Genomic DNA, 17,211 nt, shown 5'->3' with positions numbered 1-17,211 from the left:
TACAATGACCTCCCTTTTGCCCCCGCTAAGCCGGCGTACGTTCGGCGTGGAAGGTAACCGGTTGAATTGAAAAGAAATTTGCCTCGGTAAAAGAGGCAGCCTGGTGAGAAAGTGTCTATGAAAGCAGGTCTGTACCAACCCGATGAATTCAAGGATAACTGCGGTTTCGGCCTGATAGCCCACATGCAGGGCGAACCCAGTCATACCCTTTTGCAAACGGCCATCGAGGCCCTGACCTGCATGACCCACCGCGGTGGGATCAACGCCGACGGCAAGACCGGTGACGGCTGTGGCTTGCTGATTCAAAAGCCCGACCAGTTCCTGCGCGCTGTCGCCCAAGAGCAATTTGCGGTCGAACTGCCCAAGCAGTACGCCGTGGGCATGGTGTTTTTCAACCAGGATCCGGTAAAAGCCGAAGCCGCTCGCGAGAACATGAACCGCGAGATCGCCGCCGCCGGCCTGCACATCGTCGGCTGGCGCAAAGTGCCCATCGACACCAGCGTGCTCGGCCGCCTGGCCCTGGAGCGCCTGCCGCAGATCGAACAAGTGTTCATCGCAGGCGATGGCCTGAGCGACCAGGACATGGCGATCAAGCTGTTCACGTCCCGTCGTCGTTCGTCGGTGCTCAACGCCGCCGACACCGACCACTACATCTGCAGCTTTTCCCACAAGACCATCATTTATAAAGGCCTGATGATGCCGGCGGACCTCACCGCCTTCTATCCAGACCTGAGCGATGAGCGCCTGCAAACCGCGATCTGCGTGTTCCACCAGCGCTTCTCCACCAACACCCTGCCGAAATGGCCGCTGGCCCAGCCATTCCGCTTCCTCGCCCACAACGGCGAGATCAACACCATCACCGGCAACCGCAACTGGGCCCAGGCCCGGCGCACCAAGTTCGCCAACGATTTGATGGACCTCGAGGAGCTCGGCCCGCTGGTCAATCGCGTGGGTTCCGACTCCTCCAGCATGGACAACATGCTCGAGCTGATGGTTACCGGCGGCATCGACCTGTTCCGTGGCGTGCGCATGATCATTCCGCCTGCGTGGCAGAACGTTGAGACCATGGACCCGGACCTGCGTGCGTTCTACGAGTACAACTCGATGCACATGGAGCCGTGGGACGGCCCGGCTGGCGTGGTGATGACCGACGGCCGCTACGCGGTGTGCCTGCTCGACCGTAACGGCCTGCGCCCGGCGCGTTGGGTGACCACCACCAACGGTTTCATCACCCTCGCCTCGGAAATCGGCGTGTGGGACTACAAGCCAGAAGACGTGATCGCCAAAGGCCGTGTCGGCCCTGGCCAGATCCTGGCCGTGGACACCGAAACCGGGCAGATCCTCGACACCGACGCCATCGACAACCGTTTGAAGTCCCGTCACCCGTACAAGCAATGGCTGCGCAAGAACGCCCTGCGCATCCAGGCGACCATGGAAGACAACGACCACGGTTCGGCTTTCTACGATGTCGACCAGCTCAAGCAATACATGAAGATGTACCAGGTCACGTTCGAGGAGCGTGACCAGGTGCTGCGCCCGCTCGGTGAGCAAGGCTACGAGGCCGTCGGCTCCATGGGCGACGACACGCCAATGGCCGTGCTGTCCCAGCGCGTGCGCACGCCGTACGACTATTTCCGCCAGCAGTTCGCCCAGGTGACCAACCCGCCGATCGACCCGCTGCGTGAAGCCATCGTGATGTCCCTGGAAGTGTGCCTCGGTGCCGAGCGCAACATCTTCCAGGAATCGCCTGAGCATGCCTCCCGCGTGATCCTCAGCTCGCCGGTCATTTCCCCGGCCAAATGGCGTTCGCTGATGACCCTGGAGCGTCCGGGCTTCGACCGCCAGATCATCGACCTGAACTACGACGAGAGCCTGGGCCTTGAAGCCGCGGTGCGTAACGTTGCTGACCAGGCTGAAGAAGCTGTGCGTGCCGGTCGTACCCAGATCGTACTGACCGACCGCCACATCGCGCCTGGCAAGTTGCCGATCCACGCGTCCCTGGCGACCGGCGCGGTGCACCACCGCTTGACCGAAAAAGGCCTGCGCTGCGACTCCAACATCCTCGTGGAAACCGCCACCGCCCGCGACCCGCATCACTTTGCGGTACTGATCGGTTTCGGCGCTTCGGCGGTGTACCCGTTCCTCGCGTACGAAGTGCTGGGTGACCTGATCCGTACCGGTGAAGTGCTGGGCGACCTCTACGAGGTCTTCAAGAACTACCGCAAGGGCATCACCAAGGGCCTGCTGAAGATCCTGTCGAAGATGGGCATCTCCACCGTCACCTCGTACCGTGGTGCTCAGTTGTTCGAAGCCATCGGCCTGTCCGAAGAAGTCTGCGAGCTGAGCTTCCGTGGCGTGCCAAGCCGCATCAAGGGTGCGCGTTTCGTCGACATCGAAGCCGAGCAGAAAGCCCTGGCCTTGGAGGCCTGGAGCGCGCGCAAGCCGATCCAGCAAGGTGGCCTGCTCAAGTTCGTGCACGGTGGCGAATACCACGCCTACAACCCGGACGTGGTCAACACCCTGCAAGCCGCTGTGCAGCAGGGCGACTACGCCAAGTTCAAGGAATACACGAGCCTGGTGGATAACCGCCCGGTGTCGATGATCCGTGACCTGTTCAAGGTGAAGACCCTGGACACGCCGATGGACATCAGCCAGGTCGAGCCGCTGGAGTCGATCCTCAAGCGCTTTGACTCCGCCGGTATTTCCCTGGGCGCCTTGTCGCCGGAAGCTCACGAGGCCCTGGCCGAAGCCATGAACCGCCTAGGTGCGCGTTCCAACTCCGGCGAAGGCGGCGAAGACCCTGCGCGCTACGGCACGCTCAAAAGCTCGAAGATCAAGCAAGTGGCCACCGGCCGTTTCGGTGTGACCCCGGAGTACCTGGTCAACGCCGAAGTGCTGCAGATCAAGGTTGCCCAAGGCGCCAAGCCGGGTGAGGGTGGGCAACTGCCAGGCGGCAAGGTCAACGGCCTGATCGCCAAGTTGCGTTACGCCGTACCGGGCGTGACCCTGATTTCGCCACCGCCGCACCACGACATCTACTCGATTGAAGACTTGTCGCAGCTGATCTTCGACCTCAAACAAGTCAACCCGCAGGCTCTGGTCTCGGTGAAACTGGTGGCGGAAGCCGGCGTCGGCACCATCGCCGCCGGTGTGGCCAAGGCCTACGCCGACCTGATCACCATCTCCGGCTACGATGGCGGCACCGGCGCTTCGCCGCTGACCTCGATCAAGTACGCTGGCGCACCGTGGGAGCTCGGCCTGGCCGAAACCCACCAGACTCTGCGCGGCAACGACCTGCGCGGCAAGGTGCGGGTACAGACCGACGGCGGCCTGAAAACCGGCCTCGACGTGATCAAGGCCGCAATCCTCGGCGCCGAAAGCTTCGGCTTCGGCACTGCGCCCATGATCGCCCTGGGCTGCAAATACCTGCGCATCTGCCACCTGAACAACTGCGCCACCGGCGTGGCGACTCAGAACGAAAAACTGCGCAAGGATCACTACATCGGCACCGTCGACATGGTGGTGAATTTCTTCACCTACGTCGCCGAAGAGACCCGTGAGTGGCTGGCCAAGCTGGGCGTGCGCTCGCTGGAAGAGCTGATCGGTCGCACCGACCTGTTGGACATCCTCGAAGGCCAGACTGCCAAGCAACAACATCTGGACCTCACGCCGCTGTTGGGCAGCGATCACATTCCGGCAGACAAGCCACAATTCTGCCAGGTGGACCGCAACCCACCGTTCGACAAAGGCCTGCTGGCCGAGAAGATGGTCGAAATGGCCGGCTCCTCGATCAACGACGCCAGCGGTGGCGAATTCGCCCTGGATATCTGCAACTGCGACCGTTCCATCGGCGCACGCATCTCCGGCGAAATCGCGCGCAAGCACGGCAACCAGGGCATGGCGAAAGCGCCGATCACCTTCCGCTTCAAGGGCACTGCGGGCCAGAGCTTCGGCGTGTGGAACGCCGGTGGCCTGCACATGTACCTGGAAGGCGACGCCAACGACTACGTGGGCAAGGGCATGACCGGCGGCAAGCTGGTCATCGTTCCGCCGGCTGGCAGCGTGTACAAGACCCAGGACAGCGCCATCATCGGCAACACCTGCCTGTACGGCGCCACCGGTGGCAAGCTGTTTGCCGCGGGTACTGCCGGTGAGCGTTTCGCCGTGCGTAACTCCGGTGCCCACACCGTGGTGGAAGGCACTGGCGATCACTGCTGCGAGTACATGACCGGAGGCTTTGTCGCGGTACTGGGCAAGACCGGTTACAACTTCGGTTCGGGCATGACCGGCGGTTTCGCCTACGTGCTCGACCAGGACAACACCTTCGTCGACAAGGTCAACCACGAGTTGGTCGAGATCCAGCGCATCAGCGGCGAAGCCATGGAATCCTACCGGAACCACTTGCAGCACGTGCTGGACGAGTACGTCGAGGAAACTGGCAGCGAATGGGGTCGTAACCTCGCCGAAAACCTCGATGATTACCTGCGCCGTTTCTGGCTGGTCAAGCCCAAGGCTGCCAACCTGAAGTCGTTGCTTTCCAGCATCCGTGCCAACCCGCAGTGATATGCGCCTGAACAGTTTGATGAGGTTTTAACATGGCTGAACGTCTGAATAACGACTTCCAGTTCATCGATGTCGGGCGCAAAGATCCGAAGAAGAAACTGTTGCGTCAACGCAAGAAAGAGTTCGTGGAGATCTACGAGCCCTTCAAACCCCAGCACTCGGCCGACCAGGCCCACCGCTGCCTGGGGTGCGGTAACCCGTATTGCGAATGGAAGTGCCCGGTGCACAACTTCATTCCCAACTGGCTCAAACTGGTGGCCGAGGGCAACATCCTCGCCGCCGCCGAGCTGTCGCACCAGACCAACACCCTGCCGGAAGTCTGCGGCCGGGTGTGCCCGCAAGACCGTTTGTGTGAAGGGGCCTGCACCCTCAACGACGGTTTTGGCGCGGTAACCATCGGTTCGGTGGAGAAGTACATTACCGACACCGCGTTCGCCATGGGCTGGCGCCCGGACATGTCCAAGGTTAAGCCGACCGGCAAGCGCGTCGCGATCATCGGCGCGGGCCCGGCAGGCCTTGGGTGTGCCGACGTGTTGGTGCGTGGCGGCGTGACCCCGGTGGTGTTCGACAAGAACCCGGAAATCGGTGGCCTGCTGACCTTCGGTATCCCCGAGTTCAAGCTGGAAAAAACCGTACTGAGCCACCGTCGTGAAGTGTTCACCGGCATGGGTATCGAGTTCCGCCTCAATACCGAAGTCGGCAAAGACATCACCATGGAGCAACTGCTCGCCGAATACGATGCGGTGTTCATGGGCATGGGCACCTACACCTACATGAAGGGCGGCTTTGCCGGTGAGGACTTGCCCGGAGTATATGACGCGCTCGACTTCCTGATCGCCAACGTCAACCGCAACCTGGGCTTTGAAAAGTCGCCGGAAGATTTCGTCGACATGAAAGGCAAGAAGGTCGTGGTGCTGGGCGGTGGCGACACCGCGATGGACTGCAACCGCACCTCGATCCGCCAGGGCGCCAAGTCGGTGACCTGCGCTTATCGCCGTGACGAAGCCAACATGCCCGGCTCGCGCAAAGAGGTGAAGAACGCCAAGGAAGAGGGCGTGAAATTCCTCTACAACCGCCAGCCGATTGCCATTGTCGGTGAAGACCGCGTGGAAGGTGTGAAGGTGGTCGAAACCCGCCTTGGCGAACCGGATGCCCGTGGGCGTCGCAGCCCCGAGCCGATCCCGGGTTCCGAAGAGATCATCCCGGCCGACGCCGTGGTCATCGCCTTCGGCTTCCGCCCAAGCCCGGCGCCGTGGTTCGAGCAGTTCGAAATCCAGACCGACAGCCAGGGCCGCGTTGTAGCCCCGGAACAAGGCCAGTACAAGCACCAGACCAGCAACCCGAAGATCTTCGCCGGTGGCGACATGGTGCGCGGGTCTGACCTGGTAGTAACCGCGATCTTCGAAGGCCGTAACGCCGCCGAAGGTATCCTGGACTACCTCCAAGTCTGATGATCGTTCCCACGCTCTGCGTGGGAATGCAACCAGGGACGCTCCGCGTCCCGAACGGCATGACGCGGAGCGTCACCGCAGGCGTTACCACGCGGAGCGTGGGAACGATCCTGTGGCGGCATTACCGCGACAAATTGACCCGATAGACAAAAGGCACCGTGCATTCCGTGCCTTTTGCGTCGCGCTCTGAGAAAATGCCCGCACTTTTTTTGCGGATGCCGACATGACTGCCCTCAAGAACGACCGTTTCCTTCGTGCCCTGCTCAAGCAACCCGTAGACGTCACCCCGGTGTGGATGATGCGTCAAGCCGGTCGCTACCTGCCGGAATACCGCGCCAGTCGCGCCAACGCCGGCGATTTCATGAGCCTGTGCATGAATCCGGAGTTCGCCTGCGAAGTCACGATGCAGCCGCTGGACCGCTACCCACAACTGGATGCGGCCATCCTCTTCTCCGATATCCTCACCATCCCCGACGCCATGGGCCAAGGCCTGTACTTCGAAACCGGCGAAGGCCCGCGCTTCAAGAAAGTCGTCAGCACCCTGGCCGATATCGAAGCCCTGCCGATCCCTGATCCACACAAAGACCTGGGCTACGTGATGGATGCTGTGAGCACCATCCGCCGCGAGCTCAACGGCCGCGTGCCGCTGATCGGCTTCTCCGGCAGCCCATGGACCCTGGCCACCTACATGGTCGAAGGCGGCTCGTCGAAAGACTTCCGCAAGACCAAAGCCATGCTCTACGACAACCCGCAGGCCATGCACCTGTTGCTGGACAAGCTGGCGCAGTCTGTCACGTCCTACCTCAACGGCCAGATCATGGCGGGTGCCCAAGCGGTACAGATTTTCGACACCTGGGGCGGCAACCTGTCGGCGGCGGCGTACCAGGAATTCTCCCTGGCCTACATGCGCAAGATCGTCAGCGGCCTGATCCGTGAACACGAAGGCCGCAAGGTGCCGGTGATCATGTTCACCAAGGGCGGTGGCCTGTGGCTGGAAAGCATCGCAGACGCGGGCGCCGATGCATTGGGCCTGGACTGGACCTGCGACCTCGGTGAAGCGCGCCGTCGCGTCGGTAACCAGGTTGCCTTGCAGGGCAATATGGATCCGACCGTGCTGTACGCCAAGCCAGAAGCGATCCGTACCGAGGTAGGTCGCATCCTGGCCAGCTATGGCAAGGGCACCGGGCACGTGTTCAACCTCGGCCATGGCATCACCCCGGAAGTGAACCCGGAGCATGCCGGTGCGTTCCTGCGCGCAGTGCACGAACTGTCGGCGCAGTACCACGAATAAAACGCAAAACAAAATGTGGGAGCTGGCTTGCCTGCGATAGCCATAGGTATCTACACAACTTTTTGGGTTGTAACAGCAGACGGTAACCCGATGCGAAGCGAGTCGCTCTTGATCTTGCTCTTGATCTGCTTTTGATCTTAGGCGCCCCGTTAAACCACGCTGGCCGAACGCAGGCTTGAATTCGTGGGTAACCCGGCAGGACGCCGGGTTAGCCGCCCCGCGCCATGGATGGCGCGTGGCGGCGGCCCACGAATTCAAGCCTGTGTTCGGGCACACCGAGCCTAAGCGAGGTGCCGAGTGGTGGGGCAAGAGCGTTTTGCTTACTTTTGCGCTTTTCAAAAGTGAGCCGCCGTCAGGGCGGAACCCTAAGTAGCCGTTACCGCAGGAATGGATATGTACACAATCCAGATGTGTTGACTGTCAGGCCGCTATCGCAGGCAAGCCAGCTCCCACATAAAGCAAGTTGCGTCAGGTCTGCATATTCCCGAGCGGCGGCAACTTCGCCAGCTTCAACGCCACCAGCAACGCCCCAATCAGCAGCGCGACGATAAACCCGCCAATCCCGTTCCACCCGGCAAAGTGCCAGAAGAACCCACCTGCCGTCCCGGCAATACTCGACCCCACGTAGTAGCAGAACAGATACAGCGAAGACGCCTGCCCCTTGGCTTTCACTGCGCGGCGGCCGATCCAGCTGCTGGCGACCGAGTGGGCGCCGAAGAACCCGAAGGTGAAAACCAGCATGCCTGGCACCACCAACCACAGCGGGGTGAACAGCGTCAGGGCCATGCCGGCGAGCATCAGCACGATGGTGCCCCACAGCACTCGGCGGCGGCCGAGGCGGTCGGCCAGGGAGCCGATCTTGGCCGAGCTGTAGATGCCCGACAGGTACACCACTGACAACAGGCCAACCACCGCCTGGCTCAGCTCATAGGGTGAGGCCAGCAGGCGATAGCCGATGTAGTTGAACATCGTCACGAAGGCGCCCATCAGCAGGAAGGCTTCGAGAAACAGCCACGGTAGGCCGGCGTCTTTGAAGTGCATGACGAAGCCGTCCACCAGGCTGCGCGGCTTGAGGCTGCTGGCGCGGAAGTTGCGCGATTCGGGGAGGATCTTCCAGAACACCGTGGCCGCGATCAACGCCAGGGCGCCGATGATCAGCATTGCAGTGTGCCAGCTGACGAAGTCGATCAACACGCCGATGATCAGGCGCCCGCTCATGCCGCCAATCGCGTTGCCGCCGATGTACAGGCCCATGGCCAGGCCGATGTGCTGCGGGTGGATCTCTTCGCTGAGGTAGGTCATGGCCACGGCGGCCAGGCCACTCAGGGACAGGCCCACCAGCGCACGCATCAACAGAATGCCTTCCCAGCTCGGCATCAAGCCGCTGGCGATGGTGGCCAGCGCCGCACAGAACAACGCAGCAACCATCACCGGCTTGCGCCCCAGCCTGTCGGAGATCGGCCCGGTGATCAGCAGGCCGCAGGCGAGCATTGCCGTCGCAACGGAAAGAATCAGGCTGCTTTGCGCGGCATTGATGGAAAACTCGTGGGACAGCGCCGGCATCATCGGCTGCACGCAATACAACAAGGCAAAAGTAGCAAAGCCACCGGAGAACAGCGCTAGCACGGTGCGCATGAACATCGGCGTGCCTTTTTCGATGTACGCGTCGTTGAGCTGCGCCACCACCTCATCGAGGGCTGAGGGCGGGGTGTGTTGGGCAAGTGGAGCAACAGCAGGATTCACGGGGGACCTCGGGGAGGAAAGTCTGCCAGGACTGACAATGCAAAAAAGAATATAGCTGGCTAATGATTCTTTCCAATATATTGTTCGACCTGTTTGATAGCTTTTACGACCTAATGAGGCTTGTATGGAATTTCGCCATTTGCGCTACTTCATCGCCGTTGCCGAAGAACTGCACTTCGGCCGCGCCGCGCAGGTGCTGGGCATCTCGCAGCCACCCCTGAGCCAGCAGATCCAGGCGCTGGAACACGAGCTGGGCGCACGCTTGTTCGAGCGTACCAATCGTCGGGTCGAGCTGAGCGAGGCAGGGCGCTTGTTCTTGCAAGAGGCCAGGCTGGTGCTGGCCCAGGTCGACAAGGCGGCAGATGTGGCGCGGCGTGCGCAGTTGGGCGAGCTGGGTGAGTTGAAGATCGGCTTCACCTCGTCTGCGCCGTTCAACGCCAGCATTCCCCAGGCGATCTTTGCCTTCCGCCAGGCATTCCCGGCGGTGCATCTGAACCTGCAAGAAATGAGCAGCACCCAAGTGGCCGAGTCGCTGGTGGATGAGTCGATTCAGGTGGGGCTGATGCGGCCTTTGCCCTTGCCCGACTCACTGAACGTGATCGAGTTGATGCGCGAGCCATTGGTCGCGGTACTGAGCGCCGGCCACCCGTTGGCCCAAGGCAGCGAGCGCGGCTTGCATCTGGAGCAATTGGCCGAGGAGCCTTTCGTGTTCTTCCCGCGCAGTTACGGCAGCGGCCTGTACGCGCAATTGCTCAACCTGGCCCGCGACGCCGGGTTCAGCCCGCACTTTGCCCAGGAAGCGGGGGAAGCGATGACCATCATCGGCCTGGTGGCGGCGGGGTTGGGGGTATCGGTGCTGCCGGCGTCTTACCAGCGCATCCGCATCGATGGCGTGGTCTATCGCACCTTGCTCGACCCGCAGGCAGTGACGGCGGTGTGGCTGGTGCAGCGCAAGGGCGCGCAAACACCGATGGCGAAGGGGTTTGTGGAGTTGTTGACGCGTAGGGCGTCGGTGTAGGCCGGGTCACATATCAGGTAACGCAACCAGCTTAGTTATTTGCCAGAAATTTGCGCAAAATCGCTTTTTTCAGGCGAGTGGATATGGATGGCACTTCTCTATCAGCCCAAGGAGGGCAGCGTGTTGATTTGTGATTTTCGTGGCTATGAGGTTCCGGAAATTATCAAGATTCGGCCCGTTATTGTGATACGCAAACACCGAACCAATAAGCTGCTCGTAACGGTGGTACCCCTGAGTACTACTGCTCCACAGCAGGTGTTGGAGCATCATTTGCAGCTTGATAGCCACCTTCACGGAGCGAACCCGATCTGCTGGGCTAAATGCGATATTGTCGCGACAGTCAGTTTGGGCCGATTAGACCGAATCAAAAGTAAAGATCGTCATGGCAAACGAACTTACAAAATCGCCGAACTTACCCATGACCAGTTTTCGGCGATAAAAGCGGCGGTGCGCAGTGCGCTTGGGTTGCGATAAAGCGGGATACGAATGGGCGGCGTTTTGCCACTGATTGCAGGTAATCCGTTTTCAGGCATACTGCCCGAGTTCCCGAAAGGGGCTTGTGAGACTCTGAGGATCCTGGGTAACCAGCCATCGCAGAGCCAGGCAGGAAGCGGCGATGACAAGCCAACCTGTTTGTGAAGAGGGCGCCGAAAGGCGCCCTTTGTCGTTTCTGGCCTTACTGTATTCCGGCCGAGCGCAACCCCGCCAGAATATCCCGATCCAGCATGCTCACCCAACGGTTGTAGTTGCGATGGATCTTGCCGTCCTTGTAGCCCAGGTCGCGGCTGTCGCGGTAGGTGATGGCGTAGCTGTTGCGGGTGTAGCGGATGTCGATGGCGGCGTAGAACTGGCCGCGTACGGTGATCTCGGCCTGCACCAGTTGCGGGCTCAGGCGTTGTACCGTCCACTCGCGTTTTTGCAGGGCGGCGACGATCACCTGTTTCATTTTTTCTTCGCTGACCTGGCTGGTGGCCGGCAATTCGTGCTGGGTGTTGAGCACGGGTTTGCTGGTGCAGCCAGCCGTGGTCAGCAGGGCCAGGGTGATCAGGGTAGCGCGTAGCAGGGAAGACATTCCGTTTTCTCCAGTCGATTAAAAAGTCAGGCCCAGCGGCGGAAGATCAACGAGGTGTTGACGCCGCCGAAGGCAAAGTTGTTGTTCATCACGTAGTCGTTGTGCATCTGGCGAAAGCCACCCTGCAGGTAGTCCAGCTCGCCGCATTGCGGGTCGACCGCGTCCAGGTTGAAGGTGTGCACGTACTGGTCGCGGTTCATCATCTCGATGCTGAACCACGACTCCAACGCCCCGCACGCACCCAGGGTGTGCCCCAGGAAACTCTTCTGCGAACTGATCGGCATGCGGCTGCCAAACAGGCTGCTGGTGGCCAGGGTTTCGGCGATGTCGCCCTGATCGGTAGCCGTGCCGTGGCCGTTCACGTAGCCGATGGCGGACGGTTCAAGACCTGCGTCTTCCAGGGCCAGCTCCATGGCGCGGCGCATGGTTTTCTGTTCCGGGCGGGTGGTGTGCTGGCCGTCGGCATTGCTGCCGAAGCCAACCAGTTCGGCGTGAATATGCGCGCCCCGCGCCAACGCGTGCTCCAATTCTTCCAGCACCAACATGCCGCCACCTTCACCGATCACCAGGCCATCGCGGCCGCTGTCGTAGGGGCGCGGGCTGGTTTGCGGCGCATCGTTTTTCAGGCTGGTGGCGTACAGCGCATCGAACACCATGGCTTCGGTGGGGCACAGTTCTTCTGCGCCGCCTGCGAGCATCAACGGCAGGCGCCCGAACTTGATCGCCTCATAGGCGTAGCCAATGCCCTGGCTGCCGCTGGTGCAGGCGCTGGAGGTGGGAATCAGCCGGCCCGTGAGGCCAAAGAAGATGCTGATATTCGCCGCCGTGGTGTGGGGCATCATGCGCACATAGGAGTTGGCATTGAGCCCCTCGGCCACCGAGTTGAGCAGCATATTGCCGAACGCCTTGATCTCATCGGTGCTGCCGGTGGACGAGCCACAGGCCACGCCCATGCGCCCGTCCTTGATCGACTCGTCACCCAGCAGGCCGGCGTCCCGCAAGGCCTGCTCCGCCGCCCACACGGCCAGGCGCGAGACGCGGCCCATGCTGCGCAGTTGCTTGCGCGTCCAGTGCGCGGGCACGACGAAATCGTCGATAGGGCCAGCCAGGCGCGTGTTCAGCTCGGTGAAACGGTCCCACTCGTCCATGCGCCGGATGCCGCTGCGGTTGGCGCGAAAGTTCGCGGCGATGGTGTCCCAGTCGCTGCCCAGGGAGGTCACGCCGGCCATGCCGGTGACGACAACGCGCTTCATCAGCACAGGCCCCCGTTCACGGCCAGCACCTGGCGCGTGATATAGCCGGCTTCGGCGGACATCAGGAAGTTCACTGCGCCAGCGACTTCTTCCGGCGTGCCCATGCGTTGGGCCGGGATCATTTTCATCAGTTCTTCTACCGGCACGTTTTCATCCAGCATCGCGGTGTCGATCAGGCCCGGCGCCACGCAGTTGACGGTGATCTTGCGCTTGCCCAGCTCGATGGCCAGCGCCTTGGCTGCGCCGATCAAGCCGGCTTTGGACGCGCTGTAGTTGACCTGGCCGCGGTTGCCGATCAGCCCGGACACCGAGGTGATGCACACGATACGCCCGGCGGCGCGACGCCGAATCATCGGCATCATCACCGGGTGCAGCACGTTGTAGAAACCATCCAGGTTGGTGCGCATCACCACATCCCAATCGTCTTCCGACAGGGCAGGAAAGGCGCCGTCGCGGGTCAGGCCGGCATTGAGCACCACGCCGTAATAGGCGCCATGTTGCTCCACATCGGCCTCAAGAATCTCTTTGCACGCAGCGCGATCCGCCACGTCGAATTGCAGCACCCGCGCCTTGCGCCCCAGGGCTTGGACCTCGAGCTGTACCGCGTCGGCTTCGGCACGGCCGCTGCGGCAATGCAGCACGATGTCATGGCCGGCCTGGGCCAGGCGCAGGGCAATGGCGCGGCCGATGCCACGGCTGGAGCCGGTGACCAGTACGGATTCAGTCATGGCGTTTCGTCCTTCGATTCAGCTAAATAGTTGGCCGCCTGGGGCGGTCGAAATACGTTCAAGCGCGCGCTGGCCTGGATGCCGTCGCCGGTGAGGTGGCATTCGAACACACCCATGCCGTTGTCGTCTTCCAGGGAGCGCAGGCCGTGGATGTTCAGTTCGGCGCCGGCCGCAAAGTGCTCCACGTTGCACTCGAACTTACGCGTGCCCAACAGGAAACCCAGCTCCACGGCCTTGCCTTGCTGGCGTGCATGGCAACCGGCATAGGCGGCGACGCTTTGCGCCATCAGCTCGATGCCGACCCAGGCCGGCAGGCTGCCGTCGGCGCGGTTGAACAGGCCGCCGGGCTTGACGGTGACGCGGGTGTGAATCTGCTCTTCATCGAACGACAGCACCTGGTCGATCAGGATCATGTCGCCCGCATGGGGCAGCAGTTCGGCAAGTGGCCAATCGATCATGGGGCCTCTGCGATTATCAGGCTGACATTGTTACCGCCGAAGGCAAACGAGTTGCTCATCAGGCAGGGTTTTTTCAAGCTGTCGCCACTGCGTACCCATTGCAGCGCGGGCAGCGCCGGGTCGGGGTGGCCGTCCCATACGTGGGGTGGCAGCAGGCGATGGGTCAGGCTCAGCCAGCAGAACGCGGCTTCCAGGGCCCCGGCCGCGCCGAGGGTGTGGCCGGTCATGGGCTTGGTCGATGAGCAAGCGACGCCGCCGGGAAACAGGCTGGCGACCGCCAGGCTTTCCATGGCGTCGTTGTGTTGGGTCGCGGTGCCGTGCAGGTTCAGGTAGCCGATCTGCTCGGGCGAAAGTTTTGCACTGGCCAGGGCCTTGCGCATGGCCAGCAACGCGCCCTTGCCGCTGGGCTCGGGCGCGGAGATATGGTGTGCGTCGCAACTGGCGCCGCTGCCCAGCAAGGCGATGGGCGCGGGCGCGCGGCTCATCAGGAACAGCACCGCCGCTTCACCGATATTGATGCCGTTGCGGTTCACCGAGAACGGATTACAGCGCTCGGCAGACACCGCTTCCAGCGCGGTAAACCCATTCAGGGTAAGTTTGCACAGGCTGTCCACGCCGCCGCAGATCACCGCATCGCACACCCCCAGGTCCAACAGGCGCTGGGCGCTCATCAACGCTCGGGCGCTGGAGGTGCAGGCGGTGGAAATCACATAGGCCGGGCCGCTCACGTTCAGCCAGTCGGCGAGGAAGTTGGCCGGGGCGCTGAGTTCCTGTTGCTGGTAGTCGTAGCCAGCGGGGAACTGCGTGTTTTGCAGGTAATGGGCAATGCCACGGCTGGCTTCGTCGATACCCGAGGTGCTGGTGCCGAGTACAACCCCGACCCGATCAGGACCGTAGATTTGAATCGCCTCACGGATCTGATCTTCAATCTGCAACGCCGCTTCCAGCAGCAACTGGTTATTGCGGCTGCTTTGCTCGGCCAGCTCCGCAGGCAGACTCGCCAGTTCACCGTGTACGGCGGCCACCGGCACTGCGCGCTCCGGCACCCAGCCGCTTTCGGCGCGCATGCCCGAGCAGTCGCCGGCAAACAGGTTGCGGCTGACTTGCGCCTGGCCACGGCCCAGGGCGCAGATTATGCCAAGGGCATTGAGGTAGGTGGTCATCGGCTCACACCCAGCGGGGTGATGCGGTAACTCAACGGCGGGTCGGCCATGTTCACGCTGAACACCTCGGAAGACTGATAGACGATCTGCCAATGGCCCGGCAGCGTGCGTGTCAGGTCCATCGCCTGGGCAGTGGGATACAACGCCGGTACGTCACCGGGGGCGGTCAGGGCAAACAGCAGCGCGGCAAACAGCGTGCGCGCCTGGGGGTTGGGCGGCAGCAAGCCGTCTGCCTGCCACTGCCCATCGAGCAGTTTTTGCCGGGCCAGGGGAATGCCCAGCGGGTCCATCATCGACCAGCGAAGCGCTTGGCCTTCGCGCTGGATCACCAGCAGCCAGTCCTGGCTCTGGCCGTCCGCCAGGCGCTGCACATGCAATTGCATCGGCAAGGCCAGGGCCGGCATTTTCTCCGGCAGCGGTGCCTGGCTGGCGCAGGCGCCGAGCAGCAACAGGCAACTTATCAACAGCAGGCGCATCATGGGGCCGCATTCTCCACAGGTTTACGCGCTACGCAGTTGACCAGGGTTTCCTCGCGCTGGCCCACCGGCGGCGCCTTGCGCAGGCCCCAACGTTCCAGCAGGCCGAAGTCACTGGAACGGCTCCACCACAGATAGGGGTACGAGACATTCTGCGAGTCGAATTCAAAGCCCTGCTCGCGCAGCATCTCCAAGTACTCTTCGGCGCTCTTTTGCACATGCATCGGGTGGCGGAACAGCCAGCGAATCACCCAGGTGTCGATGTAGGCTTCGGTGGATTCGGCAAACAGCAAATAGCCGCCCGGCTTGAGCACCCGATAGAACTCCTTGAGTGCGCGATGTTGCTCCACCAGATGATGGAAGGTCTGGTGGCAGAACAGGATATCCACACTGGCATCCGGCACGTTGAGGGTCGCGCAGTCGCTGCCGATCAGCTCGACGTCCAGCCCCAGGCGCGCAGCTTCTTCGCGGCTCAGTGCCAAGCTGTGGGGGTCGGCATCCAGGCCGATCAGGCGCGAAGGCGCGAACACCTGATGCAGCAACTGGAAGGATTTGCCCTGGCCGCAACCGGCATCCAACAACACCGGCGCCACCGGCAGCGGCTCGCTGAACAGGCTGCGCAGGTCATTGATCGCCACGCGCAACACGTGATGCTGCCAGGTATGGCTGCGCAGGAACCAGAAGCCGAACTTGGTTTCTTCGACGTAGTTTTGGCTCAGGTAATTTTTTTCAACGCCTGGGCTGCTCATACCGGCTCACTCGCACAAATTTCAGACAGCATCCGCAAGCGCCGCTTGGGCTCGCTGACAAACGGGTTGCGTTCATCCCAGGCGTAACCGGCCAGGATCGAGCTGATCATGCGGCGAATCTCCGCGGAGCTGCCAGGATGGAAAATCACGTCCTGGAACGTGCCCGCATACCAGCCCTCGACGTAGCAACGGAAGGTATCGACACCGCGCTTGAGCGGTTCGGCAAACTCGGTTTGCCAGTCCACCGTTTCGCCGCTCAATTGGCGGTGCAGCACCCCTGCGGCCATGCTCGCTGAACGCATGGCAATGGTCACGCCGGAGGAGAACACCGGGTCGAGGAACTCCGCCGCATTGCCCAACAGCGCAAAGCCTGGGCCGTGCAGGGTTTTGACGTTGGCCGAGTAGCCGCCGATGGTGCGCGCGGGGGTGTCCCAGACGGCATTTTGCAGCACGCCGGACAGGCTTGGGGTTTGCTCGATAAAGCCACGCAGGCAGGCGTCGAGGTTGCTGCCCGTGGCCTCGAAATGCTCCTTGGCCGCGACCACGCCCACCGAGCAACGACCGTTACTGAACGGGATGGTCCAGAACCAGATGTCGCGCTGGGTCGGGTGAGTGGTCACCAGGATTTTGCTGCGGTCAAAGCCTGGGTGTTCGATACGGTCTTCGACGTGGGTGAATACGGCCTGGCGCTGCGGGAAATTCGACGGTGCTTCCAGGTCCAGCAGGCGTGGCAACACACGGCCGTAGCCGCTGGCATCGAGCACGAACCTGGCCTTGAGGTGGTACTCGCTGCCATTCTCGCGGCGCACATGCAGATACCGGCTCTCGGCAGAGAAATCCACGCCGACGATGGTTTGGCCGTAGCGGATTTCCACGCCTTGCAACGCGGCCTGGTCGGCCAGCAACTTGTCGAACTCGCCGCGCTGCACCTGGAAGGTGGTGGGCTTGCCGTTGCTGAAGGTGTCGCTGAAATCAAAGGCACTGTAGCGCTCGCCCCAGGCGAAGGCCGCGCCGGTTTTGACCTGGAAGCCTGCCGCTTGCACAGCGTCGAGCATGCCGGCTTCTTCGATAAAGTCGATGCAGTGCGACAGCAGGCTTTCGCCAATCGAGAAGCGCGGGAAATGCTCGCGCTCGATGATCAATACATCATGCCCTTTGCGCTTTAACAGCGCGGCCGCGATGGCACCGGAAGGCCCGGCACCGATCACCACCACCTGGCGACGTTCCATTTCAACTGTGGGCACGA

General features: G+C 62.0%; 14 protein-coding genes. 5 read left to right on the top strand and 9 right to left on the bottom strand.

What is annotated here, in order from left to right:
- Positions 1–117 precede the first annotated feature (117 nt).
- The 3 genes from gltB to hemE all read left to right on the top strand — a co-directional run bounded on the left by gltB (position 118) and on the right by hemE (position 7,305).
- A complete protein-coding gene (gltB, locus tag V8689_RS27660) occupies positions 118–4,563 on the top strand; it encodes a glutamate synthase large subunit (RefSeq protein WP_047712401.1) in 4,446 nt (1,481 codons plus the stop codon).
- Between the two features lie 32 nt (positions 4,564–4,595).
- Positions 4,596–6,014: an FAD-dependent oxidoreductase gene (locus V8689_RS27655; RefSeq protein ID WP_056782696.1), complete on the top strand. Its 1,419-nt coding sequence runs from the start codon at positions 4,596–4,598 to the stop codon at positions 6,012–6,014.
- A 223-nt stretch (positions 6,015–6,237) separates the two neighbouring features.
- Positions 6,238–7,305 carry a uroporphyrinogen decarboxylase gene (gene hemE, locus V8689_RS27650; RefSeq protein ID WP_032893941.1) on the top strand — a complete coding sequence of 356 codons (1,068 nt, stop codon included), beginning with the start codon at positions 6,238–6,240 and terminating at the stop codon, positions 7,303–7,305.
- Between the two features lie 468 nt (positions 7,306–7,773).
- Here the strand turns inward: hemE and V8689_RS27645 are convergent, their stop codons facing one another.
- The gene (locus V8689_RS27645; protein WP_397388870.1) at positions 7,774–8,991 is read right to left on the bottom strand and encodes an MFS transporter; all 1,218 of its coding nucleotides are present in this window, start codon (positions 8,989–8,991) and stop codon (positions 7,774–7,776) included.
- Positions 8,992–9,172: 181 nt separating this feature from the next.
- Here V8689_RS27645 and V8689_RS27640 point away from each other — a divergent pair, with 181 nt between their 5' ends.
- Positions 9,173–10,066, top strand: coding sequence for a LysR family transcriptional regulator (locus tag V8689_RS27640; protein WP_056782697.1), 894 nt, complete (start codon positions 9,173–9,175; stop codon positions 10,064–10,066).
- Between the two features lie 87 nt (positions 10,067–10,153).
- Positions 10,154–10,540, top strand: a complete 387-nt coding sequence (locus tag V8689_RS27635) for a type II toxin-antitoxin system PemK/MazF family toxin (protein ID WP_032893936.1) — start codon at positions 10,154–10,156, stop codon at positions 10,538–10,540.
- A 202-nt stretch (positions 10,541–10,742) separates the two neighbouring features.
- On the opposite strand, the gene V8689_RS27630 is transcribed toward V8689_RS27635, so the two are convergent.
- The 8 genes from V8689_RS27630 to V8689_RS27595 are packed head-to-tail and all read right to left on the bottom strand — an operon-like array spanning position 10,743 to position 17,209.
- Positions 10,743–11,138, bottom strand: coding sequence for a hypothetical protein (locus V8689_RS27630; protein WP_056782698.1), 396 nt, complete (start codon positions 11,136–11,138; stop codon positions 10,743–10,745).
- A gap of 26 nt (positions 11,139–11,164) precedes the next feature.
- Positions 11,165–12,391, bottom strand: a complete 1,227-nt coding sequence (locus tag V8689_RS27625; RefSeq protein WP_014716588.1) for a beta-ketoacyl-ACP synthase — start codon at positions 12,389–12,391, stop codon at positions 11,165–11,167.
- Positions 12,391–13,119 carry a 3-oxoacyl-ACP reductase FabG gene (fabG, locus tag V8689_RS27620; protein WP_032893932.1) on the bottom strand — a complete coding sequence of 243 codons (729 nt, stop codon included), beginning with the start codon at positions 13,117–13,119 and terminating at the stop codon, positions 12,391–12,393. The genes V8689_RS27625 and fabG overlap by 1 nt, the downstream gene beginning before the upstream one ends.
- Positions 13,116–13,577 (bottom strand): hotdog family protein, encoded by a 462-nt coding sequence (locus tag V8689_RS27615; RefSeq protein WP_003187930.1) that lies wholly within the window; start codon positions 13,575–13,577, stop codon positions 13,116–13,118. Before V8689_RS27615 ends, fabG begins: the two co-directional genes overlap by 4 nt.
- Positions 13,574–14,740 carry a beta-ketoacyl-[acyl-carrier-protein] synthase family protein gene (locus V8689_RS27610; protein WP_434520658.1) on the bottom strand — a complete coding sequence of 389 codons (1,167 nt, stop codon included), beginning with the start codon at positions 14,738–14,740 and terminating at the stop codon, positions 13,574–13,576. Before V8689_RS27610 ends, V8689_RS27615 begins: the two co-directional genes overlap by 4 nt.
- Positions 14,737–15,219, bottom strand: coding sequence for a hypothetical protein (locus V8689_RS27605; RefSeq protein WP_056782700.1), 483 nt, complete (start codon positions 15,217–15,219; stop codon positions 14,737–14,739). Before V8689_RS27605 ends, V8689_RS27610 begins: the two co-directional genes overlap by 4 nt.
- Complete coding sequence (locus V8689_RS27600) at positions 15,216–15,965, bottom strand: class I SAM-dependent methyltransferase (RefSeq protein WP_056782701.1); 750 nt, start codon at positions 15,963–15,965, stop codon at positions 15,216–15,218. The genes V8689_RS27605 and V8689_RS27600 overlap by 4 nt, the downstream gene beginning before the upstream one ends.
- A complete protein-coding gene (locus tag V8689_RS27595) occupies positions 15,962–17,209 on the bottom strand; it encodes an NAD(P)/FAD-dependent oxidoreductase (protein ID WP_082587700.1) in 1,248 nt (415 codons plus the stop codon). The genes V8689_RS27600 and V8689_RS27595 overlap by 4 nt, the downstream gene beginning before the upstream one ends.
- Positions 17,210–17,211 lie beyond the last annotated feature (2 nt).

It is taken from the genome of Pseudomonas sp. AK181 (genome assembly GCF_051122975.1).
Classification (GTDB): Bacteria; Pseudomonadota; Gammaproteobacteria; order Pseudomonadales; family Pseudomonadaceae; genus Aquipseudomonas; species Aquipseudomonas lactis.
Note: the sequence above shows the minus strand (reverse complement) of the source record. Positions and strands in the feature narration are given on the sequence as shown.

Coding starts and splice junctions, on each gene's coding strand:
- gltB (WP_047712401.1), top strand. CDS start 118: ATGAAAGCAGGTCTGTACCAACCCGATGAATTCAAGGATAACTGCGGT.
- V8689_RS27655 (WP_056782696.1), top strand. CDS start 4,596: ATGGCTGAACGTCTGAATAACGACTTCCAGTTCATCGATGTCGGGCGC.
- hemE (WP_032893941.1), top strand. CDS start 6,238: ATGACTGCCCTCAAGAACGACCGTTTCCTTCGTGCCCTGCTCAAGCAA.
- V8689_RS27640 (WP_056782697.1), top strand. CDS start 9,173: ATGGAATTTCGCCATTTGCGCTACTTCATCGCCGTTGCCGAAGAACTG.
- V8689_RS27635 (WP_032893936.1), top strand. CDS start 10,154: ATGGCACTTCTCTATCAGCCCAAGGAGGGCAGCGTGTTGATTTGTGAT.
- V8689_RS27630 (WP_056782698.1), bottom strand. CDS start 11,138: ATGTCTTCCCTGCTACGCGCTACCCTGATCACCCTGGCCCTGCTGACC.
- V8689_RS27625 (WP_014716588.1), bottom strand. CDS start 12,391: ATGAAGCGCGTTGTCGTCACCGGCATGGCCGGCGTGACCTCCCTGGGC.
- fabG (WP_032893932.1), bottom strand. CDS start 13,119: ATGACTGAATCCGTACTGGTCACCGGCTCCAGCCGTGGCATCGGCCGC.
- V8689_RS27615 (WP_003187930.1), bottom strand. CDS start 13,577: ATGATCGATTGGCCACTTGCCGAACTGCTGCCCCATGCGGGCGACATG.
- V8689_RS27610 (WP_434520658.1), bottom strand. CDS start 14,740: ATGACCACCTACCTCAATGCCCTTGGCATAATCTGCGCCCTGGGCCGT.
- V8689_RS27605 (WP_056782700.1), bottom strand. CDS start 15,219: ATGATGCGCCTGCTGTTGATAAGTTGCCTGTTGCTGCTCGGCGCCTGC.
- V8689_RS27600 (WP_056782701.1), bottom strand. CDS start 15,965: ATGAGCAGCCCAGGCGTTGAAAAAAATTACCTGAGCCAAAACTACGTC.